An 18957-nucleotide genomic window follows, 5' to 3' on the forward strand; every position below is an offset into this window, starting at 1 on the left:
AGCCCGCCATGAAGATCGTTCGCCGCATTGCGATGGTCGCGCTCTGGACGCTCGCGGGTGTGGGCATTCTGTGCGGTGCGCTGTGGGGAGCGACCGCACTCGGGGTGGTCAAGCCGCTCATCGTGATCTCAGGTTCGATGGAGCCCGAGATCATGACGGGCGACCTCCTCATCGCGACGAAGACGGATGCCGCAGACCTCGCCGTCGGCGATGTCGCCACGCTTCCGAGTGAGCTGACCGAGCATCTCGTCACGCACCGCGTGGTGGCGATCGAGCCGGCCGAACAGGGGTATCTCGTCACAATGAAGGGCGACGCGAACGAGTTCGAGGATGCGCTGGACTACACCATCGCCGGGCAGGTCTGGCAACCGACCGTACAGATTCCGGGCGCGGGAGCCGTCGTGGCTCGCGCCGCGACCCCCGCGGTCGCCGTTCCACTTCTGATCGGGATGGTCGCACTGCTCGGACTGACATGGCTGATCCCCGCTCCGGCGCCCACGCGGCGCACCCCGCGTCGCGCATCGGCGACGCCCGCGGAGGCGGTCTCGTGAAGCGCTGGGGCGCGGTTCTGCTCGCTGCCGTCATCGGCGGCGTGAGTGGCATTTTCCTGACCGGTGGCGTAGCCACCGCGACGACGATGCCGCTCGACGTCGATTTCGGGGTCGTCCCTCCAGGACAGGAGCGTTCGGCCGAACGCGAGGTCGTCGTGCCCACGGACGCGGTCGTGCAGACCGCGGGCTGGGACGCGCGCGACGGCGACGGCGTGTGGACGGCCGACCTCTGTTCCGCTGAGCGATGCACTTCGGTGGACGCCCTCGCCGGTGCCGAGCTCGCCGCCGGCACCTACCGTCTCGTCGTCGGCGTCTCGATCCCGTGGGAGTCCGACGCCGTTCCGACCTCTGCCGACGGCCACATCGCGCTCATCGAACTGTTCGAGCTGCCACTGCCCGATGACGGTCTCGCCATCACCGGCGCGACCGTGCCGTGGCTGGCAGCCGGCGTGGGCGCGCTGGCGCTCGCCACCGGCACCGCCGTTCTCGTCCGCCGCCGCGACCGTGAGGAGGCCGACGCATGAGCATGCTCACCCGCATCGCCTCGATCGCCGCGGCAGTGACCCTCGTCGCCGGCCTTGGGGCCGCCGTATCTTCGACCGAAGAGACCCAGAGCGCGTGGACCGATGTGACGTACACAGCAGTCAGCGCGACGGCCGGCGACTGGCAGGCGCCGACGACGAACACGTGCCAGGCGTGGAAGCAGAACGGCAAGCCCACCGACTGCACCGTGAGCGCGATCACCTATCAGACGTGGAATTCGTCGGGCGCGGACACGAAGCGGGTCCGGGATTACACCGTCGCCTTCCACGCACCGAGTGCGAAGACGATCGAGTTCAGCGTCGACCTGAGCACTGCACGCTGGTCCGGCGGGTCGATCGAGATCGCGCCGTGGCAGTGGTCCGGCTCAGGTGTCGGGCCCGGATCGCAGTTCTCGCCGGCGGCGGGATGGACCTGCGCCGATCTTCCGGTCGTGACGGGCACCGCATCGGATTGGCATTCGAACACGTGGATCCGGATCATCGAGAAGAGTTGGGACACCGTCCGGTGTCCGTGATCGGTCAGGCCGCATCCGGGGGCTTCGGCGCGTTGTTCTGGGATATCATCACGGAAGTCAAGGGATCGTTCGATCCTGATCCCCAGCCCCCCGGGAGTACCGTGTTGGACGACCGTCGCGTCGCCGTCGTGATCGAAGACGAAGCCGACATCCGTCAGCTTCTCAGCGACGTCCTCGAATCCGCCGGCTTCGATGTCCACTCGGCGGGGACGGGTCTGGAGGGCATCGAGCTGGTGCGCGAGCATCAGCCCGTCGTCACGACACTCGACGTCAGCATGCCGGGCATCGACGGGTTCGAGACCGCCAAGCGCATCCGCACGATCTCATCCACGTACATCGTCATGCTGACTGCCCGCAGCGAAGAGATCGATGCCTTGCAGGGGCTCGAGTCCGGCGCTGACGACTATGTGACCAAGCCTTTCCGTCCGCGCGAGTTGCGTGCGCGCATCGAAGCGATGCTGCGGCGGCCTCGAGTGCCGGTCGGCCCGCCGCCGACCACCGAGGCGACGACCTCCACGAACGAGCCGCCGCCCTCGGCTGATCGCTCGGACGAAGGCTGGCTCGACCACCGAGGGCTGCGGGTCCACCCGGCGATGCGCATCGCCACGCGCGAGGGTGCCGAGCTCGATCTGACGCGCAGTGAGTTCGACATCCTCGCCGAGCTCCTCGACGCGCGTGGACGTGTCGTCAGCAAGGCCGATCTCACGCTCATGCTGCGCGGTGACGGCTACGGTTCGAGCACGTTCGTCAGCGACGCCGATGCGCGCGCGATCGAGGTCCACATGGCCAACCTGCGGCGCAAGCTCGGAGAGACGCCCTCTCAGCCACGGTGGATCGAGACGGTGCGCGGAGTCGGCTACCGACTGACGCGCTGACCCGGCCCAGGCGCGACGATCACGGTCGCCTCGGGGTCGGCTGCGGCGCGGGATGCGGCGGAGTTCGCGGCGCGCACGAGGTCGGCCGGTTCATACCCGACACTGTCGCTGACGGCGACGCCGACGCCGACCACCGGAAGCACCGCGCCGACGACGCCGCTGAGTTCATCGAAGAGTCCACGTCGGATCACCATCGCCGCGCGCGACGCAGACGTCGCCGACTGCGGCTGGATGCCGACGAGCAGCCCCGTCGGGCCGTCCTCCCCCACGAACGCACTGGTGGGTGCGAAACGCCGCACGACGGCCCGGAACGCCGCGGACACGTTCGCGGCGGCCTCCGATCCGAACGCCGTCGCGATGGCGGGGAGTTCGTCGATACGCACCGAAACCACGGCGACGAGTTCGCTGCGTCGACGCGCACGGGCGCTCATGCCGAGCAGAACGTGCACGAACGACGTCTCGGGCAGCACATCGTCGTCACTGAGCGTCACGTTGCGGGCGCCCCGTGCGGCACCGGTCCGCCCCCTCCCCACAAGGAGGACCGAGGTCACGACGACGGCGACGATGGACAGGGTGATCGTGAAGAAACTGGTCGAGACGGTGTCGAACCAAGTGACGAACAGCGGGTCCTCCGGACCGACGGCAAGGAAGACGATCGAGCGGATGAAGAAGTAGAGCGACTCGATTCCGAGCGCGAAGGCGAGGCCCCACGACGTCGGCGTTGCGCGCATCTCACCGCGCAGGCACTCGGCCGCACCGAGACCCGCGAAGACCGTGACGCCGACGAACATCACCAGCGCACCTGCCCAATCGCCGCCGAGGGGCCCGGCGATCAGCACTGCTCCCGCGGTTGCGCTGACGCCCGCTACGGCTACGATGCTCGCGATCGTGATGGGGCGATCGTTGTACTTGCGGCATCCGAGCCACATGCTCGCCATCGTCGCGACGAACGCCCCGTTGCCGACGGCCACTGCCCACCACGATCCCGGGCTCGCCGACCAGACGAGATAGGCGAGAACGGTCAGCAGTCCGGCGAGGAAGGCCAACGCCCACAGCCGACCCGCTCCCTCCTCTTTGCGCACGAGCGTTTCGACGATGAAGATCACACTCGTGATCACCACGACCAGGGCCGTGAGCATCGTGACGGTGAACAGATCCAGGGTCATGGGGCGGGCCATTCGTTCGCATTGGTGGCGGGTTCATCGGTGGCGGGAAGTCGGACGACGAAGGTGGTACCGCTGCCGAGGTCGCTGCGGACGGTGATGTCACCGCCGTGTGAGCGGACGATCTCGCGGCTGATCGACAGACCCAGCCCGCTGCCGTGCGTCGACGTGTTGCGCACGGAATCCGATCGGAAGAACCGGTCGAACACCTGCGCCTGTTCGGCGGGCGAGATTCCGTGCCCGCTGTCGCGGACCACGATCCACACGTGCGGGCCGTCACTGGTGGTGCCGACCTCGATCACGCCGTCGTCGCGGTTGTACTTGACCGCATTCGAGACGAGGTTGTCGAGAACCTGACGCAGCCGTGACGGATCCACGTGCGCGACGGCGTGCTCGAGCCCAGAGGCGTCGATGCGAATGCCACGTTCCGCCGCGCGTGGTGCATGCAGTTCAAGAGAGGATGCGGCGACCGCGGCGACGTCTGTGGGTTCGGGCGCGATACTCAACTCGACCGTGGAACGGTTCGTGCTGGATGCGGCGAGGATGTCGGCCACGATCGAGAGCAGCCGGTTCGCGTTGCGCTCGGCGACCTCCAACCCGCGCCGGGTCGACGGCGCGAGATCGTCGTCGAGCACCAGTTCGAGGTACCCGACGATGGAGGTCAGCGGTGTGCGAAGTTCATGTGACACCGAAGCGACGAGGTCGTCTCTGGCGCGGATCGCGGTGAGTTCGGCGGTGACGTCGCGCGAGACCACGACCGCACCCGCATCCGCGCCGTCGTCGTCGTACACGCGCCGTGCCGTGACCGTCAGGGCTCGCCGCTCGCCGCCGGGGACGCCGAACCACATCACATCGTCTGCGAACGCCTCACCGCGCAGGGCCCGTGCCAGCGGCTGATCTTCTTCCTGCACGGGCGTGATGCCGTCGCGGGCGAACACCACGACCGGCGAGGGCGTGTCCGCGTCGTCGTCGGGGCCGCGCTGCAATCGTCCGTGCGCCTCGTTCACGACCGAGAAGTTGCCGTGGCCGTCGATGCGGATGACGCCGAAGTCGACGGCGTCGAGTACCTCGGTGACGGTCTCCTCCTGCTGTCGCGCTCGTGTCAGGGCGCGTGCGAGGATCTCGGTCTGCCTGTTCAAGAGCCGTCGTTGCACGCTCGCCCGGCGTGCGGCGACGAAGCTCGAACTCGACACCGCGACGATCACGAACGGCAGGAGGACCGAGACGTACTCGAACTCGCGGCCGGGCACCACGATCTGCAACACGAAGATCGTCATGATCCCGAGGTTCGCCGACACCAGACCGACGACCCCGAAACTGCCCGCGAGCCACATGGCCGGGAAGATCCACAGCAGGCCGAGACCGGCCGACGGGTGCGCCTCGCGCATGACCGTGACGGCGAAGATGTCGACGATCGGGATCACCGCGCCGAGGCCGGAGGGCAGCTTGTTCCACGGCACCGCCAGGGCCGCGCCGGTGGCAAGGAAGATCGCCAGGACGCCCGCGAAGAACAGTCCGTCGTCACCGGGGAAGTCCGTCGTCAACGCGATGATCGCGATGAGCAGCACCACCGCCCCGAGCAGGAGCTGGTTCAGCGTGGCGGTGCGTGCGCGCGTCCGATCCCCATCAGCGGGGGAAGCCGACCAGCGCCGGTCGACGCGTGCGGGCGTGGCCATGACTCGACGGTATCGCCCCGCGGAGGCTTCGATGCGGATGCCGCGCGGTGCGGCATCCGCATCCTCGCGAAACGACGAAGGGGGCCGGAACCCGAAGGTTTCGGCCCCCTGTCAGAAAGGGTGACTCAGCGACCCGAGAGCTTCTCGCGAAGCGCCGCGAGTGCCTCGTCGTCTGCCAGCGTGCCGGCGCCCGAGGCGTCGGACGCGAAGCTGGACGCGCCGGTCTCTGCCGGAGCGTTCGCCTCGGCCTCCATCGCCTTGACGACGGCAGCCTTGTGGGCTTCCCAACGCGCGTGGGCCGCGGCGTACTCCTGCTCCCACTTCTCGCGCTGCTCGTCGAAGCCGTCCTTCCACTGGTTGGTCTCGGGGTCGAATCCCTCGGGGTACTTGTACTCCCCGTTCTCGTCGTACTCCGTGGCCATGCCGTAGAGGGCAGGGTCGAACTCGGTGCCGAACGGGTCGACAGACTCGTTGGCCTGCTTCAGCGACAGCGAGATGCGGCGACGCTCGAGGTCGATGTCGATGATCTTGACGAAGACCTCCTCGCCGACCGAGACGACCTGCTCAGCGAGTTCGACATGCTTACCCGAGAGCTCGGAGATGTGCACGAGGCCCTCGATGCCGTCGGCGACACGCACGAACGCACCGAACGGCACGAGCTTGGTGACCTTGCCCGGCGCGACCTGGCCGATCGCGTGGGTGCGGGCGAAGACCTGCCACGGGTCCTCCTGGGTGGCCTTGAGCGAGAGCGACACGCGCTCACGGTCCAGGTCGACCTCGAGGATCTCGACGGTGACCTCCTGGCCGACCTCGACGACCTCGGATGCGTGCTCGATGTGCTTCCACGACAGCTCCGAGACGTGGACGAGACCGTCGACGCCACCGAGGTCGACGAACGCACCGAAGTTGACGATCGACGAGACGGTGCCCTTGCGGACCTGGCCCTTGTGGAGGTTGTTGAGGAAGTTCGAACGCGACTCGGACTGGGTCTGCTCGAGGAGCGCGCGACGCGAGAGCACCACGTTGTTGCGGTTCTTGTCGAGCTCGAGGATCTTCGCCTCGATCTCCTGGCCGAGGTACGGCGTCAGGTCGCGCACGCGGCGCAGTTCGATGAGCGATGCGGGCAGGAAGCCACGCAGGCCGATGTCGACGATGAGGCCACCCTTGACGACCTCGATCACGGAGCCGGTGACGACACCGTCGTTCTCCTTGATCTTCTCGACGTCTCCCCACGCGCGCTCGTACTGTGCGCGCTTCTTGGAGAGGATGAGGCGGCCTTCCTTGTCCTCCTTCTGGAGAACGAGGGCTTCGACCTCGTCGCCGACGTTGACGACCTCGTTGGGGTCGACGTCGTGCTTGATGGAAAGTTCGCGGGAGGGAATCACACCCTCGGTCTTGTACCCGACGTCGAGGAGGACCTCGTCGCGGTCGATCTTCACGACGGTGCCCTCGATGAGCGATCCGTCGTTGAAGTCCTTGCCCTTGAGGGTTTCTTCGACCGCGGCCAGGAAGTCCTCGGCAGATCCGATGTCGTTGATCGCGACCTGCTTGGTGGCCGTGGCGGTCGTTGCGTTAGTCATGTAGTGGGTTGTCCTTGTGGATTGTGTGATCGGGGCTTCGTCCGTCATCGGCGCCCGCTCGCGTGAACGAACGGATGCCTCGGGCCGAAGCCGAGCGGATTGTTGTGATGGGGTGTCACCTCGCGACGCGTCGCGGGCGTGGCGATAAAGCCACAGAAGTGACACTCCAGAGTAACAGAATGCGGCCGCGCGCCGAGGCACCCGCTGTCAGGAGACCTGCCCGTCCAGATACCACCACCTGTCACCCTGGTGGACGAACCGACTTCGCTCGTGCAGCACGCCCGCATCTGCGCCCTCACGCCACCGCGCGCGGAACTCGACGACCCCGCGGCGCTCATCCGCATCCGCGTCGATGATCTCGAGACCCATCCACGCGAGGCCCGGGTCCAGTTCCAGGGTCTCCGGTCGTGTGCCCGGGTGCCACGTGTCCCGCAGATACGCGGCATCACGAAGACAGAAGGCGGTGTAGCGCGAACGCATCAGACGCTCGGGAGTCGGCGCAGATGCGCCGGCGAGCATCGGGCCGCAGCACTGCGCGAACGACGTGCCTGAGCCGCACGGACACGGAGCATCTGGTGCGGGACGACTGCCACGCGACGATCCGGCGGCCGCCTGACCGAACGTCATCACTCCCCCGCCTTCTGCGCACAGGCGACGCATCGGGTCGCGGTCGGACGTGCGACGAGCCGTTCGTTCGGGATGCGGCATCCACAGTCGGCGCAGCATCCGAACCCAGGGGCGTCGACGCGCCGCAACGCGACGTCGGCCGCATCACGCTCGCGAAGGGCGTCCTGGTGCAGTCCCTCCAGGCGCGACCACTCGGCGGACAGCGTCGCCCCCTCGGGATCGTGTTCGTCGTCGGCGGTGTCGCGCTCGCGGCCTGCACGCAGGCCTGCGAGCGCCTCGTCGAGTGACGCGGCCCGGGCGGTCGCGTCGTCACGCACGCGTGCGAGCGCCGCCCGCACATCGGTCGCGTCGTCGCTCGTCATCCTCCGAGCGTACGCTCGGCGTCCTACGCTCGAGCCATGCGCATGTCCCTCGCGTTCCGCGCTCCGCGCCGGTCGCCGCTGCTCCAGGTGGTGAAGTCCGCCGTCGCCACGGTCGCCGCCTGGATGCTCGCGGCTTGGCTCATCCAGGGGCCGCCCCCGGTGTTCGCCGCGATCGCCGCGCTCCTCGTGGTGCAGCCAAGCGTCAACCAGTCACTGACGAAGGCCGTCGAGCGCTCGATCGGTGTGATCGCCGGCGTCGTCATCGCCTCGGGCCTCGGCATCCTCCTGGGCGGAGAGACGTGGGTGATCGCCCTCGCGATCGTCGCAGCGCTCCTCATCGCGTGGGCGCTTCGGATGACGTCCGGCACCGCCAATCAAGTGGCCATCAGCACCATGCTCGTCCTCGCGCTCGGCGGCACCGACGCCGTATACGCGGTCGACCGCGTGCTCGAGACACTGCTCGGCGCAGCCCTCGGCATCATCGTCAACCTCGTCATCGTTCCGCCGCTGGCGGTCGCACCGGCGCGGGAGGCCGTCGACCTCCTCGCTGACGAGCTCGCCGCGTCGCTCGACCGTCTCGCCGACGCGCTGGAACGCCCGACCTCGCGCGCGGCCGTCGAGGGCGTTCTCCTGGAGGCGCGCCTGTTGAAACCCATGCGTGAGAAGGCCGAGGCTGCTCTCGGGGATGCGGCCGAGTCGCTGACGTTGAACCCGCGCCGCACCCGCCACCGCGCCGACCTGCAGGCGGCGGCCGACCACCTGGACCGCCTCGCGCCCATCGTGACGCAGACGATCGGCATGACAAGGGCCTTCGCCGACCACTACGAGCCGTCGGTGAGCGCCGAGCCGGCGGTGGGTGCGATCGGCGAACAGCTGCGGCGCGCCGCGCACGACGTGAGGATCGCGTCCTCCGGCGCGGCGGCCGAACCCGTCGAGGAGACACCCGCACTGACGGCGCCGCTGACCGTTCGTCACCCGTCGCCGGAGCACTGGATGCTCATCGGCTCACTGCTGGAAGACCTCCGCCGCATCCACGAAACCCTCACAGAGTCGCGCTGATCACTCCTGGGTCGTGACCTCGACGGTGAACGTGACGTTCTGAATGCCGCCGTCGGAGTTCGACAGCGTCACCTCGGTCGATCCCTCGGCGAGCGCCCGCACGCCGGGATTGAACGTCGCGCTACCGTCATCGCCACCCTGCACGAACTCGGCGACCGACGGATCTTCGACCGTGCCGCTGTAGCTGTCGACCGCGAGGTCGCCGGTGTCGATGTTGAGAACCTGTCCGACGACGAGGTCGACCGTGGAGCCCTGGAGGTCTCCGGCGGTCTCGGTGACCGGTGCGATCACCGGTCCGTCGCTGTCGCCCGACGAACAGGCCGCGAGGCCGAGCGCGGCGACGATGACAAGGGGAACGGCTGCGATTCGGGGGATGTGCATATTTCCACCCTGCCAGTGCGCGCGGAGGACCGTCCAGTCCTCCCCCTGTGGACAAGCCCCGAGCGCCGCTGTCCTGCAGGGCTACCGTGATCGCGTGTCGACTTCTCCGTTCCGCCTCCTGATCCCCGCTGCGCTCACCCTCGCGCTGGTCGGCTGCGCCGCGGACACTCCCGAGGAGCCGGCGCCGCCGTTCGCGAGCGAGACCGAGGCGTTCGCCGCCGCCGAGGCGACCTACCGCGCCTACGTCGACGCACTGAACCAGGTCGACCTGAGTGACCCCGAGACGTTCGAGGCGGTCTACGCCTGGACGACGGGGGACACGCTTGCGGAGGCGAAACGATCCTTGACGCAAATGCATGCGGATGATTGGGAAGTTCGCGGACGATCCATTCCGACGACGATTGTCAGATCAGATCATCCTGACGTCGCAGCAGCCTCGCAAGCACTCGCAGTCTGCCTCGATGTGTCGAGCGTCGAGCTCGAGAATGCCGAGGGCGAATCCATGGTGGCTCTCGACCGCATGGACGTTCAACAAATGCTCGTCACCCTAGAGCGCGACGACAGTGCGCCAATCGGATTGAAGGTTGCGAGCGTCAGAGGAAGGGACGGCTCGCCTGAATGCGACTAACGGCCACCCTCTTGTTAGCACTCGTGCTCGGAGTCTCGCCGACGACCGCTGGCGACGAATGCGGCTTTGGCGGCTGGGGATCCACGTGCAGCGTCACGAACTCCGGCTCGCAGGTCGAGATCGGCGCATCGACCACGTCGCCTGGATCACCTGCAGGCCCCTCGGGCACGGCCGGCGGGGCGAAGTCACCACCCGAAGCAACGGTCGACATCGAGGAGGACTGCGGACTGCTGGGGTGTCGGCCGGGGTACACGGTCGTCACGTTCCCCGACGTCACGATCGGCGACCTCGCCGCTTTCCGCCCCGCGTCACCCTCGCTGCAGACCGAGCCCGCCGGTTTCGCGGTGGTCGGCCTTCCCTCGAACCTCGTGGCGCAGGCCCCGGCGCAGACGCTGCAGGGCACCCTGCTCGGGTGGGAGGTCAGCGTGCGTTTCACACCGGCGGGTTTCGTGCTCGACCACGGCGACGGCACCACCTCGCAGACGGCTTCGGGCGGCGTTTCGTGGGCCTCGCTCGGGCTCCCCCAGTTCTCTCCCACGGCGACCAGTCACGTCTACCGTGACCGCGGCGAGGTGACCGCGCGCACGACCGTGCATTACTCGGCCGCCGTCGACTTCGGCACCGGCTGGCGCCCCGTGCCGGGCTACGTCACGGCGACGAGCGACGGCCACCGCATCCGCGTCGTCGAGGCGGCGACCGCTTTGGTCCGCGCCACCTGCGACGAGCGCCCGCACGGCCCCGGTTGCTGACCCCGCGGTGTCGGCCCCGCGTGTCAGGATGAAGCCGTGACCGATCGATTGATGCTGCTCGACTCCGCGTCCCTGTACTTCCGCGCGTTCTACGGCGTGCCCGACAACGTCCACGCTCCCGACGGACGACCCGTCAACGCGGTGCGCGGGTTCCTCGACATCATCGCGAAACTGGTCACGCAGTATCGACCTACCCACCTCGTCGCGTGTTGGGATGACGATTGGCGCCCGCAGTGGCGCGTCGACCTGATCCCGACGTACAAGACGCACCGCGTGGCAGAGGTCGTCGCGTCTGGTCCCGATGTCGAAGAGGTGCCCGATCCCCTCGAAGTTCAAGTGCCGGTGATCCGAGAGGCGCTTGCTGCGGTCGGCATCCCCATCGTCGGCGCCGCGGAGCACGAAGCCGACGATGTCATCGGCACGCTCGCGACACACGCCACCATGCCGGTGGATGTCGTCACGGGCGATCGTGATCTCTTCCAGCTCGTCGACGATGCGCGAGATGTGCGCGTCATCTACACGGCGCGCGGCATGAGCAACCTCGAGGTTCTGACCGATGCGACGGTCGTCGCCAAGTACGGCGTCCTCCCGGCGCAGTACGCCGACTTCGCGACGATGCGCGGGGACTCGTCCGACGGCCTCCCCGGGGTCGCCGGCATCGGCGAGAAGACCGCAGCGACTCTGCTCAAGGCCCACGGCGATCTCGCCGGCATCTTGGCTGCGGCCGAGGCCGGCGAGGGGATGTCCGCGTCGGTACGCGCCAAGCTCGACGCAGGACGGGACTACCTCGCCGTCGCACCGACCGTCGTCGGAGTCGTCCGCAACCTCGATCTCCCCGCCGTCGACGCGCACCTGCACGCCCCAGACGCCGAATGTCGCGATCGCGCCGAATCCGTCGCCGAGCAGTGGGGATTGGGATCCGCGATGACCCGCCTTCTCGGCGCACTCACCGCCAACGCGAGCGACCCCCGCGACTGAGCCGTCGACGCTCGCGGATCCCGTCTCTCAGCGCCGACGGGTCGTCCACGCGCGCAAACGATCGAGCGTCCAGGTCGTGACGATCCGCTCCGCCGGCACTCCTGCGCGCTCCGCACGCTCGGCGCCGTGATCCAGCAACGACAGCTGACCGGGGGCATGCGCATCCGAATCGATCGAGAAGAGGCATCCCGCCTCCAGCGCGATCGCGATCAACTCGTCAGGCGGGTCCTGGCGCTCGGGTCGCGAGTTGATCTCTACGGCAACGCCGTGGGCGGCGCAGGCGTCGAAGACCGCCCTCGCGTCGAAGGTCGAGGGCGGCCTCGTCCCGCGTGAGCCCTCGACCAGCCTCCCGGTCACATGCCCGAGGACGTCGGTGTGCGGGTGTGAGACTGCCGCGATGATGCGGCGCGTCATCGGGCCGCGCTCCATTCGCAGCTTCGAGTGCACCGAGGCCACGACGACGTCGAGGTCGGCGAGCAGGTCGGATTCCTGGTCGAGCGCACCGTCGTCGAGGATGTCGACCTCGATGCCCGTCAGCAGGGTGAACCCGCCGTAGCTCAGCGTTCTGACCACCTCCACCTGCTCGCGCAGTCGCGCGGGCGAAAGGCCGTTGGCCACGCGCAGCCGCGGAGAGTGATCGGTCAGCGCGAGGTATTCGTGGCCGAGGGCGCGTCCCGCGTCCGCCATCGACTCGATCGATGTCAGCCCGTCCGACCACTCACTGTGACAATGCAGGTCGCCGCGGAGCGCCGCGCGCAAAGCCGACGGGCGCTCGACGCCGGCGCGCTCCCGCAGTTCGCGCAGATAGTCCGGCGTCTCACCCGCGAGCGCCTGTCGGATGACCGCGAACGTCGAGTCACCGATGCCCTTGCGACGGCGGAGCGATCCGGCGTCCCGCAGATCGTCGTCCGACAGCTGCGCGATCGACTCAGCCGCAGCACGGAACGCCTTCGACTTGTAGCGGGATGCTCGCTCCCTCTCGAGCAGCGTCGCAATCTCGACGAGGGCATCGTGCGGGTTCATCTCCGCACGACACCCTTCGCCGAGAGTGGACCCACTATGCCGTCTCGACGAACCGCGACCGCTTGATCACAATCGGCGCTGATGCGAGTCGGTGGAGTGCCCATCCGAAGAGGATCGACAAGGCACCCATCCCCATCGCGAAGACCGCGACGCCGAACGACACGACCGACGTGAACAGCGAGGCACGCAAGAACGAGGCGTTCATCATGGTCGAACGCACCGGGTCGTCCATCGGCAGTTCGGCGTAGGTCTTGCCACCAGAGGCCTCGAGCGCGTGGTGTTGGATGATGTCGGCCTGGACGTACGCGGTGAAAGGGCCCTCGACGGTCTGACCCTGGAAGGCGATCGCATCGTCGGGGATTGTGATGTTCTCGGCGCGCAACTGCGACGAGACCATGATCCAGACCACGATGCCGACCACGATCAAGAGGATGCCGGCGAGGATTCCGAGGATGCCGACGGCCTTGACACCGCCGAGCTTTCGGGCAGGGGGCTCGACTGCAGCCGCGGTTTCAGAAGTGCTCGTGTTGTCGCTCACGTCGATCTCCTTGACGAGGTGGGGGATGTGCGCGCTCCCACGCTAGCGTCGGATGTGGTCAGACCACAAGGGATCGCGTGGTTTCGACCCACGAATCCAGGCGTCGCGACGCAGCCCCCGTGTCGACGGCGCCCGCCGCATCCTCCATCGCCTCTGCCAGCCGGTCGAGGATCGGGCGTTGCGCCTGCGCCGAATCGCGGAACAGGCGATAGGCGACGATGCCCGCAGCAGCGTTCAGCAACACGATGTCGCGCACCGGACCCTGCTCACCGCCCAGGACACGGCGCACGACCGAGGCATTGTGATCAGGGTCGCCGCCGAGCAGGTCATCGATCTCGGCGAGTGGGATCCCGAGATCCCGCGGGTCGAGGTCGTGCTCGTGGATGTCTCCGCGGCTGACCTCCCAGAGCCGACTGTGTCCCGTGGTCGTGAGTTCGTCCAGCCCGTCGTCGCCCCGGAAGACGAGTGCCGTCGCCCCCCGCGTGCGGAAGACCCCCGTGATCAGCGGCACGCGATCCATGTGCGCGACGCCGACGGCATTCGCTTCCGCGCGGGCCGGATTGCACAGCGGCCCGAGGAAGTTGAACACCGTCGGGACGCCGAGCTCGCTCCGGCTCGCCGCCGCATGCCTGAAGCCGGGGTGGAACGCGGAGGCGAAGACGAACGCGATACCCGCGCGTTCCAGCGTCTCGGCCACCGCCTCGGGCGTGAGCGTCAGCTCCACCCCGAGCGCCGAGAGCACGTCCGACGAACCCGAGGCAGAGCTCGCCGCGCGGTTGCCGTGCTTGACGACGGGGATACCGGCGGCCGCGGCGACGATGGCGGCCATCGTCGAGACGTTGACGGTGCCGAACCGGTCGCCACCGGTTCCGACGATGTCCAGAACACCCGAGTCGACCGGAAGCGGCATCGCCGCCTCGAGGATCGCGTCCCGGAAGCCGACGATCTCGTCGACCGTCTCTCCCTTCGCGCGCAGGGCGATCAAGAATCCCGCGATCTGCGAGGGTGTGGCATCGCCGCGCATGATGCGGCGCATGGCCCAGGTCGACTCCGACACGCTGAGGTCGCGTCCGTCGAGAAGATTCGTGAGGATTCCGGGCCACGTGTGCAGATCCGCCATGGTCGAAGAGCCTATCGACCCGTGAGCGCCCGGCGTGCCGCGGGTCCTCGCGGTCTGCGGTGCGCCATCGGGCACACACTCAGCCCGTTCTCGGAAGGCTCCCGGGGAGTTCTTAGGTATCCCTAAGTCACAATGTGGGCTCATCCATGGCCGTCGGTGCGAAAATCCCGCTCGGATTTCAGCAATAATGGGGAGCGTGACGACCACCTCAGCGACCTACTCTCAGGCGATGCGGTCCGTGAAGCGCCCGGACCCGGTCGCTGTCGGGACCATCGTGTGGCTCGGCAGCGAGGTGATGTTCTTCGCGGGCCTCTTCGCGATTTACTTCACTCTGCGCAGCACCTCCCCCGAACTGTGGGCGGAGCGCACCGAGTTGCTCAACATCCCCTTCGCCACCGTCAACACGATCATCCTCGTGCTCTCGTCTGTGACGTGCCAGATGGGCGTCTTCGCGGCCGAGCGGTTCCAGCCGTACTCGACGAAGAAGCGCGGCTGGCTCGGATGGGGCATGGTCGAATGGTTCTGGCTGACATTCGCGCTCGGCGCGATCTTCGTCTCGGGTCAGGTGTGGGAGTACGCGACGCTCGTCGCCGAGGGCATGCCGATCAGCGCTGATGCCTATGCCTCCGCCTTCTATCTCACGACCGGCTTCCATGCCCTGCACGTGACCGGAGGGCTCATCGCGTTCCTGCTCGTCATCGGCCGTGCGTACGCCGTCAAGAACTTCGGGCGCAAGGAGATGACCTCCTCGATCGTCGTGTCGTACTACTGGCACTTCGTCGACGTGGTGTGGATCGCCCTGTTCCTCGTCATTTACTTCCTGCGATAAAGAGCGGAGCTGAACCCCCACATGGCACGAGAGAAGACGCGCCGCTCGAACGGTCGCCGTAGCCCCTGGGCCGCGGCGGCGCTCATCGGAGTCGGCCTCCTCGTCACCGGCGGCATCTACGCGGGAGCGTCCGCAGCGATGGCTGCGACCGACGACACCGCGGTGGCCTCGACGCTCACCGTCGAAGACGGCAAGAAGCTGTTCCAGGCGAATTGCGCGACCTGCCACGGCCTCGACCTGCAGGGCACGCCCGACGGCCCTGCGCTGTACGGCGTCGGCGAGCTCGCGGTCGAGTTCCAGATGGCGACCGGACGCATGCCGCTGCAGATGCAGGGGCCCCAGGCTCCGCAGAAGCCGGCGCAGTTCACCGACGAGCAGATCCGCGCGATCGCCGCGTGGGTGCAGACCACCGCTCCCGGCCCGACGTACCCCGCCGAGGAGATCCTCGACGGCGGCGGCGACGTCTCGCACGGTGCCGAACTGTTCCGCATCAACTGCGCGATGTGCCACAACGTCGCCGGCGCCGGTGGCGCCCTGACCGAGGGCAAGTACGCACCGCCGCTGACCGACGTCAGCGCGCTGCACCTCTACGCCGCCATGGTCACGGGTCCGCAGAACATGCCCGTCTTCAGCGACATGAATCTCACGGCTGAAGACAAGCGCGACATCATCTCGGCGCTTCTCTACATGCAGGAGAGCGAGCCCGTCGGCGGATTCACGCTCGGGAGCCTCGGCCCTGTGTCCGAGGGCCTGTTCATCTGGATCTTCGGCATCGGAGCAATGATCGCCATCACGGTATGGATCACCGCGAAATCGAACTGATCGACCGGTGATGACGACACAGCAAGGACAAGGAAGCAGCATGGCAAACGACGACAACGCGCTCGAGCACGAGAGGGCTTCGTGGAAGCCGTCTCCCGGGCTCGCCGTCGCAGTCAGCGACCCCGTGAAGAACCCGGGTCTGCCGCCGCACCGTGAACGTGTGACCGACAAGGATCCGGCCGCGATGAAGCGCGCCGTCCGCACGGTCTACACGCTCTTCTACCTGTCGATCGCGGGATCGATCTGGGCCGTCGCGGCCTACATGCTCTTCCCGATCGAGAGCGGTCGGATGATCGACATCCGCCACAACAACCTCTTCATCGGACTCGGCATCGCGCTGGCGTTGCTCGCAATCGGAATCGGTGCCGTGCACTGGTCCAAGGCGATCATGTCCGACAAGGAGTTCATCGAGCCGCGTCACGCCACCCGCGGGCGCGACGCCACCCGCGAGGGCGCCGTCCAGGGTCTGCGCGAGGCGAACGAAGAGTCCGGATTCGGCCGTCGCGCGATGATCCGCAACTCGCTGATCGCCGCACTCGCGGCATCGGTCATCCCCGGCGTGACGCTCTTCCGTTCGCTGGCCCCGTTCAACTCCCCCGACCACCCACACGCCGGTGACCCGACTTACCTCCTGAGCCACACCATGTGGGAAGAAGGCATGCGTCTTGCCCGCGACCCCGAAGGCACGCCGATCCGCGCGGCGGACGTCACGCTCGGGTCGGCGTTCCAGGTGATCCCCGAGCCGCTCAAGGATCTGTCGCACCACGACGGCTACCTCGAGGAGAAGGCCAAGGCGATCGTCCTGTTGATGCGCCTGCTCCCCGAGCAGCTCATCGAGACCGAGGAGCGCGCCGACTGGTCGTACGACGGCATCGTCGCGTACTCGAAGGTGTGCACGCACGTCGGATGCCCCGTGGCCCTCTACGAACAGCAGACCCACCACCTGCTGTGCCCCTGCCACCAGTCGCAGTTCGACGTGACCGATCAGGCGAAGGTCATCTTCGGCCCGGCCGCCCGTCCCCTGCCGCAGCTGCCCATCATGGTCGACGACGAGGGCTACCTCGTCGCACGCAGCGACTTCACCGAACCCGTCGGCCCGAGCTTCTGGGAGCGCCATTGAGCACCGCAACCGTCACCGAGAAGTCCGAGACGGCGCAGAAGCCGCTCGGTGGTCGTTTCGTCGGAGCGACCGCCAACTACCTCGATGAGCGCACGAGCCTCTCGGGCCTGGTCAAAGAACTCGGACGCAAGATCTTCCCCGACCACTGGTCGTTCATGCTCGGCGAGATCGCGCTGTGGAGCTTCGTCGTCGTGCTGCTGTCAGGCACGTACCTGACGTTCTTCTTCGAGGCCTCCATGGCCGAGGTCCACTACTACGGAGCGTATGCGCCGATGCGCGGACTCGAGATGTCCGCCGCCATGGCATCTACCCTCGAGATCTCCTTCGACATCCGCGGTGGTCTGCTCGTCCGTCAGATCCATCACTGGGCAGCTCTCGTGTTCGTCGCCGGTATCGGCGTGCACATGCTTCGCGTTTTCTTCACCGGAGCGTTCCGCAAGCCGCGCGAGCTCAACTGGGTGATCGGTTTCATCCTCTTCATCCTCGCGATGGCCGAGGGCTTCACTGGATACTCCCTCCCCGACGACGTCCTCTCCGGCAACGGTCTGCGCATCATCGACGGCATGATCAAGGGCATCCCGCTCATCGGCACGTGGACGTCGTTCCTCCTGTTCGGCGGCGAGTTCCCGGGCACCGAGATCGTCGGACGCCTCTACGCGCTCCACATCCTCTTGCTTCCCGCCATCCTCGTGGCGTTGCTGGCGCTGCACCTCATGCTCATGATCGTGAACAAGCACACGCAGTTCGCCGGCCCCGGTCGCACGAACGACAACGTCGTGGGCTACCCGATGATGCCGGTCTACATGTCGAAGATGGGCGGGTTCTTCTTCATCGTCTTCGGCGTGATCGTCCTCATCGCTTCCCTCTTCCAGATCAACCCGATCTGGAACTACGGGCCCTACGATCCGTCTCCGGTGTCGGCCGGTACGCAGCCCGACTGGTACATCGGCTTCGCCGACGGCGCGCTTCGCCTCGTTCCTCCGCACCTCGAGTCGGTCTTCCTCGACCACACGTGGTCGTGGAACATCCTCTTGCCGCTGGCCGTGATCGGGATCTTCATCGTCCTGGTCCTGATCTACCCCTTCATCGAGGCATGGATCACCGGCGACAAGCGCGAGCACCACATCGCCCAGCGCCCGCGCAACGCCGCGACGCGCACGGCGATCGGTGCTGCCGGTGTCGTGTTCTACGCCGTCCTGTGGGCTGCAGCATCCTCCGACCTCATCGCGACCCACTTCTGGCTCACGATGGAAGGCGTCATCCACTCGCTCCAGGCGGCGCTCATTCTCGGGCCGATCATCGCCTACTTCGTGACGAAGCGCATCTGCCTCGCACTTCAGAAGAAGGACCGCGAGATCGCGCTGCACGGATACGAATCCGGGCGAATCGTCCGTCTTCCCGGCGGCGAGTTCATCGAGGTGCACCAGCCCGTGGACGAGTACGAGCGTTTCAAGCTCGTCGACTACGAGACCAACGAGCCGCTCGTCGTCCGCCCCAACGCCAAGGGCCGTATTCCCTGGCACGAGAACCTCCGTGCGGGCATCTCGCGGTGGTTCTTCGAGGACCGCCTCACCCCGGTCACGCAGACCGAGGTGGATGCGGCCATCGCCCACCAACACCACGAGCTCGAGCACATCGCCGAAGAAGAGGATGCCGAGATCCAGGGCGCACACGAGCGTGCGGGCGTCCCCGACGCTCCGCACGTGCCCCTCGACGACGGACACAACACCGAAACGGCGGTCCGCCCCTCGAACGTGATCGTTCCCGATGAGGATGCGGAGAAGAAGTCCGACAAGGACTGACCGCAACCCAGACGATG

Annotated in this window: 21 protein-coding genes; 12 read left to right on the plus strand and 9 right to left on the minus strand. The window is 67.4% G+C overall.

The window, feature by feature from the left end; translation table 11 throughout:
• Window positions 1-8: 8 nt before the first annotated feature.
• Genes ACFQZV_RS10520 through ACFQZV_RS10535 form a run of 4 tightly spaced genes read left to right on the plus strand, consistent with a single transcriptional unit; the run spans window position 9 to window position 2483 of the window.
• Window positions 9-551 carry a signal peptidase I gene (locus ACFQZV_RS10520; RefSeq protein ID WP_378749300.1) on the plus strand — a complete coding sequence of 181 codons (543 nt, stop codon included), beginning with the start codon at window positions 9-11 and terminating at the stop codon, window positions 549-551.
• Window positions 548-1075: a hypothetical protein gene (locus tag ACFQZV_RS10525; RefSeq protein ID WP_378749302.1), complete on the plus strand. Its 528-nt coding sequence runs from the start codon at window positions 548-550 to the stop codon at window positions 1073-1075. The genes ACFQZV_RS10520 and ACFQZV_RS10525 overlap by 4 nt, the downstream gene beginning before the upstream one ends.
• Window positions 1072-1608 carry a hypothetical protein gene (locus tag ACFQZV_RS10530; RefSeq protein ID WP_378749304.1) on the plus strand — a complete coding sequence of 179 codons (537 nt, stop codon included), beginning with the start codon at window positions 1072-1074 and terminating at the stop codon, window positions 1606-1608. Before ACFQZV_RS10525 ends, ACFQZV_RS10530 begins: the two co-directional genes overlap by 4 nt.
• Window positions 1599-2483 carry a response regulator transcription factor gene (locus ACFQZV_RS10535; protein ID WP_378749306.1) on the plus strand — a complete coding sequence of 295 codons (885 nt, stop codon included), beginning with the start codon at window positions 1599-1601 and terminating at the stop codon, window positions 2481-2483. Before ACFQZV_RS10530 ends, ACFQZV_RS10535 begins: the two co-directional genes overlap by 10 nt.
• Here ACFQZV_RS10535 and ACFQZV_RS10540 read toward each other — a convergent pair.
• From ACFQZV_RS10540 to ACFQZV_RS10560, 5 genes are all read right to left on the minus strand, one after another.
• A complete protein-coding gene (locus tag ACFQZV_RS10540) occupies window positions 2465-3649 on the minus strand; it encodes a hypothetical protein (RefSeq protein ID WP_378749308.1) in 1185 nt (394 codons plus the stop codon). The genes ACFQZV_RS10535 and ACFQZV_RS10540 overlap by 19 nt on opposite strands.
• Window positions 3646-5322 carry a sensor histidine kinase gene (locus ACFQZV_RS10545; RefSeq protein WP_378749310.1) on the minus strand — a complete coding sequence of 559 codons (1677 nt, stop codon included), beginning with the start codon at window positions 5320-5322 and terminating at the stop codon, window positions 3646-3648. Before ACFQZV_RS10545 ends, ACFQZV_RS10540 begins: the two co-directional genes overlap by 4 nt.
• 125 nt (window positions 5323-5447) lie before the next feature.
• Complete coding sequence (gene rpsA, locus ACFQZV_RS10550; RefSeq protein WP_378749312.1) at window positions 5448-6902, minus strand: 30S ribosomal protein S1; 1455 nt, start codon at window positions 6900-6902, stop codon at window positions 5448-5450.
• A gap of 207 nt (window positions 6903-7109) precedes the next feature.
• On the minus strand, window positions 7110-7628 hold the full coding sequence (locus ACFQZV_RS10555) for a YchJ family protein (RefSeq protein WP_378749314.1): 519 nt from the start codon (window positions 7626-7628) through the stop codon (window positions 7110-7112).
• Window positions 7529-7891: a TraR/DksA family transcriptional regulator gene (locus ACFQZV_RS10560; protein WP_378749316.1), complete on the minus strand. Its 363-nt coding sequence runs from the start codon at window positions 7889-7891 to the stop codon at window positions 7529-7531. The genes ACFQZV_RS10555 and ACFQZV_RS10560 overlap by 100 nt, the downstream gene beginning before the upstream one ends.
• Window positions 7892-7927: 36 nt before the next feature.
• Here ACFQZV_RS10560 and ACFQZV_RS10565 point away from each other — a divergent pair, with 36 nt between their 5' ends.
• Window positions 7928-8950 (plus strand): FUSC family protein, encoded by a 1023-nt coding sequence (locus ACFQZV_RS10565; protein ID WP_378749318.1) that lies wholly within the window; start codon window positions 7928-7930, stop codon window positions 8948-8950.
• On the opposite strand, the gene ACFQZV_RS10570 is transcribed toward ACFQZV_RS10565, so the two are convergent.
• Window positions 8951-9331 carry a hypothetical protein gene (locus tag ACFQZV_RS10570; RefSeq protein WP_378749320.1) on the minus strand — a complete coding sequence of 127 codons (381 nt, stop codon included), beginning with the start codon at window positions 9329-9331 and terminating at the stop codon, window positions 8951-8953.
• A gap of 94 nt (window positions 9332-9425) precedes the next feature.
• On the opposite strand from ACFQZV_RS10570, the gene ACFQZV_RS10575 reads away from it, so the two are divergent.
• The 3 genes from ACFQZV_RS10575 to ACFQZV_RS10585 are packed head-to-tail and all read left to right on the plus strand — an operon-like array spanning window position 9426 to window position 11686.
• Complete coding sequence (locus ACFQZV_RS10575) at window positions 9426-9959, plus strand: hypothetical protein (protein WP_378749322.1); 534 nt, start codon at window positions 9426-9428, stop codon at window positions 9957-9959.
• Window positions 9950-10708 (plus strand): hypothetical protein, encoded by a 759-nt coding sequence (locus ACFQZV_RS10580; protein ID WP_378749324.1) that lies wholly within the window; start codon window positions 9950-9952, stop codon window positions 10706-10708. Before ACFQZV_RS10575 ends, ACFQZV_RS10580 begins: the two co-directional genes overlap by 10 nt.
• Window positions 10709-10744: 36 nt before the next feature.
• Window positions 10745-11686, plus strand: a complete 942-nt coding sequence (locus ACFQZV_RS10585) for a 5'-3' exonuclease (protein WP_378749326.1) — start codon at window positions 10745-10747, stop codon at window positions 11684-11686.
• A 27-nt stretch (window positions 11687-11713) separates the two neighbouring features.
• Here ACFQZV_RS10585 and ACFQZV_RS10590 read toward each other — a convergent pair whose 3' ends face one another.
• Genes ACFQZV_RS10590 through trpD form a run of 3 tightly spaced genes read right to left on the minus strand, consistent with a single transcriptional unit; the run spans window position 11714 to window position 14367 of the window.
• Window positions 11714-12709 carry a PHP domain-containing protein gene (locus ACFQZV_RS10590; RefSeq protein WP_378749328.1) on the minus strand — a complete coding sequence of 332 codons (996 nt, stop codon included), beginning with the start codon at window positions 12707-12709 and terminating at the stop codon, window positions 11714-11716.
• Between the two features lie 34 nt (window positions 12710-12743).
• A complete protein-coding gene (locus ACFQZV_RS10595) occupies window positions 12744-13247 on the minus strand; it encodes an aromatic ring-opening dioxygenase LigA (RefSeq protein WP_378749330.1) in 504 nt (167 codons plus the stop codon).
• 58 nt (window positions 13248-13305) lie between these two features.
• A complete protein-coding gene (gene trpD / locus ACFQZV_RS10600; protein WP_378749332.1) occupies window positions 13306-14367 on the minus strand; it encodes an anthranilate phosphoribosyltransferase in 1062 nt (353 codons plus the stop codon).
• Between the two features lie 187 nt (window positions 14368-14554).
• Between trpD and ctaE the strand changes: the two genes are divergently transcribed.
• Genes ctaE through qcrB form a run of 4 tightly spaced genes read left to right on the plus strand, consistent with a single transcriptional unit; the run spans window position 14555 to window position 18940 of the window.
• Window positions 14555-15196, plus strand: coding sequence for an aa3-type cytochrome oxidase subunit III (ctaE, locus tag ACFQZV_RS10605; protein WP_378749334.1), 642 nt, complete (start codon window positions 14555-14557; stop codon window positions 15194-15196).
• A gap of 21 nt (window positions 15197-15217) precedes the next feature.
• Window positions 15218-16018: a cytochrome bc1 complex diheme cytochrome c subunit gene (gene qcrC / locus ACFQZV_RS10610; RefSeq protein ID WP_378749336.1), complete on the plus strand. Its 801-nt coding sequence runs from the start codon at window positions 15218-15220 to the stop codon at window positions 16016-16018.
• 40 nt (window positions 16019-16058) lie between these two features.
• A complete protein-coding gene (qcrA, locus tag ACFQZV_RS10615; RefSeq protein ID WP_378749338.1) occupies window positions 16059-17138 on the plus strand; it encodes a cytochrome bc1 complex Rieske iron-sulfur subunit in 1080 nt (359 codons plus the stop codon).
• Window positions 17135-18940: a cytochrome bc1 complex cytochrome b subunit gene (qcrB, locus tag ACFQZV_RS10620; protein WP_378749340.1), complete on the plus strand. Its 1806-nt coding sequence runs from the start codon at window positions 17135-17137 to the stop codon at window positions 18938-18940. Before qcrA ends, qcrB begins: the two co-directional genes overlap by 4 nt.
• Window positions 18941-18957 lie beyond the last annotated feature (17 nt).

It is taken from the genome of Microbacterium koreense (assembly GCF_042677105.1).
Classification (GTDB): Bacteria; Actinomycetota; Actinomycetes; order Actinomycetales; family Microbacteriaceae; genus Microbacterium; species Microbacterium koreense.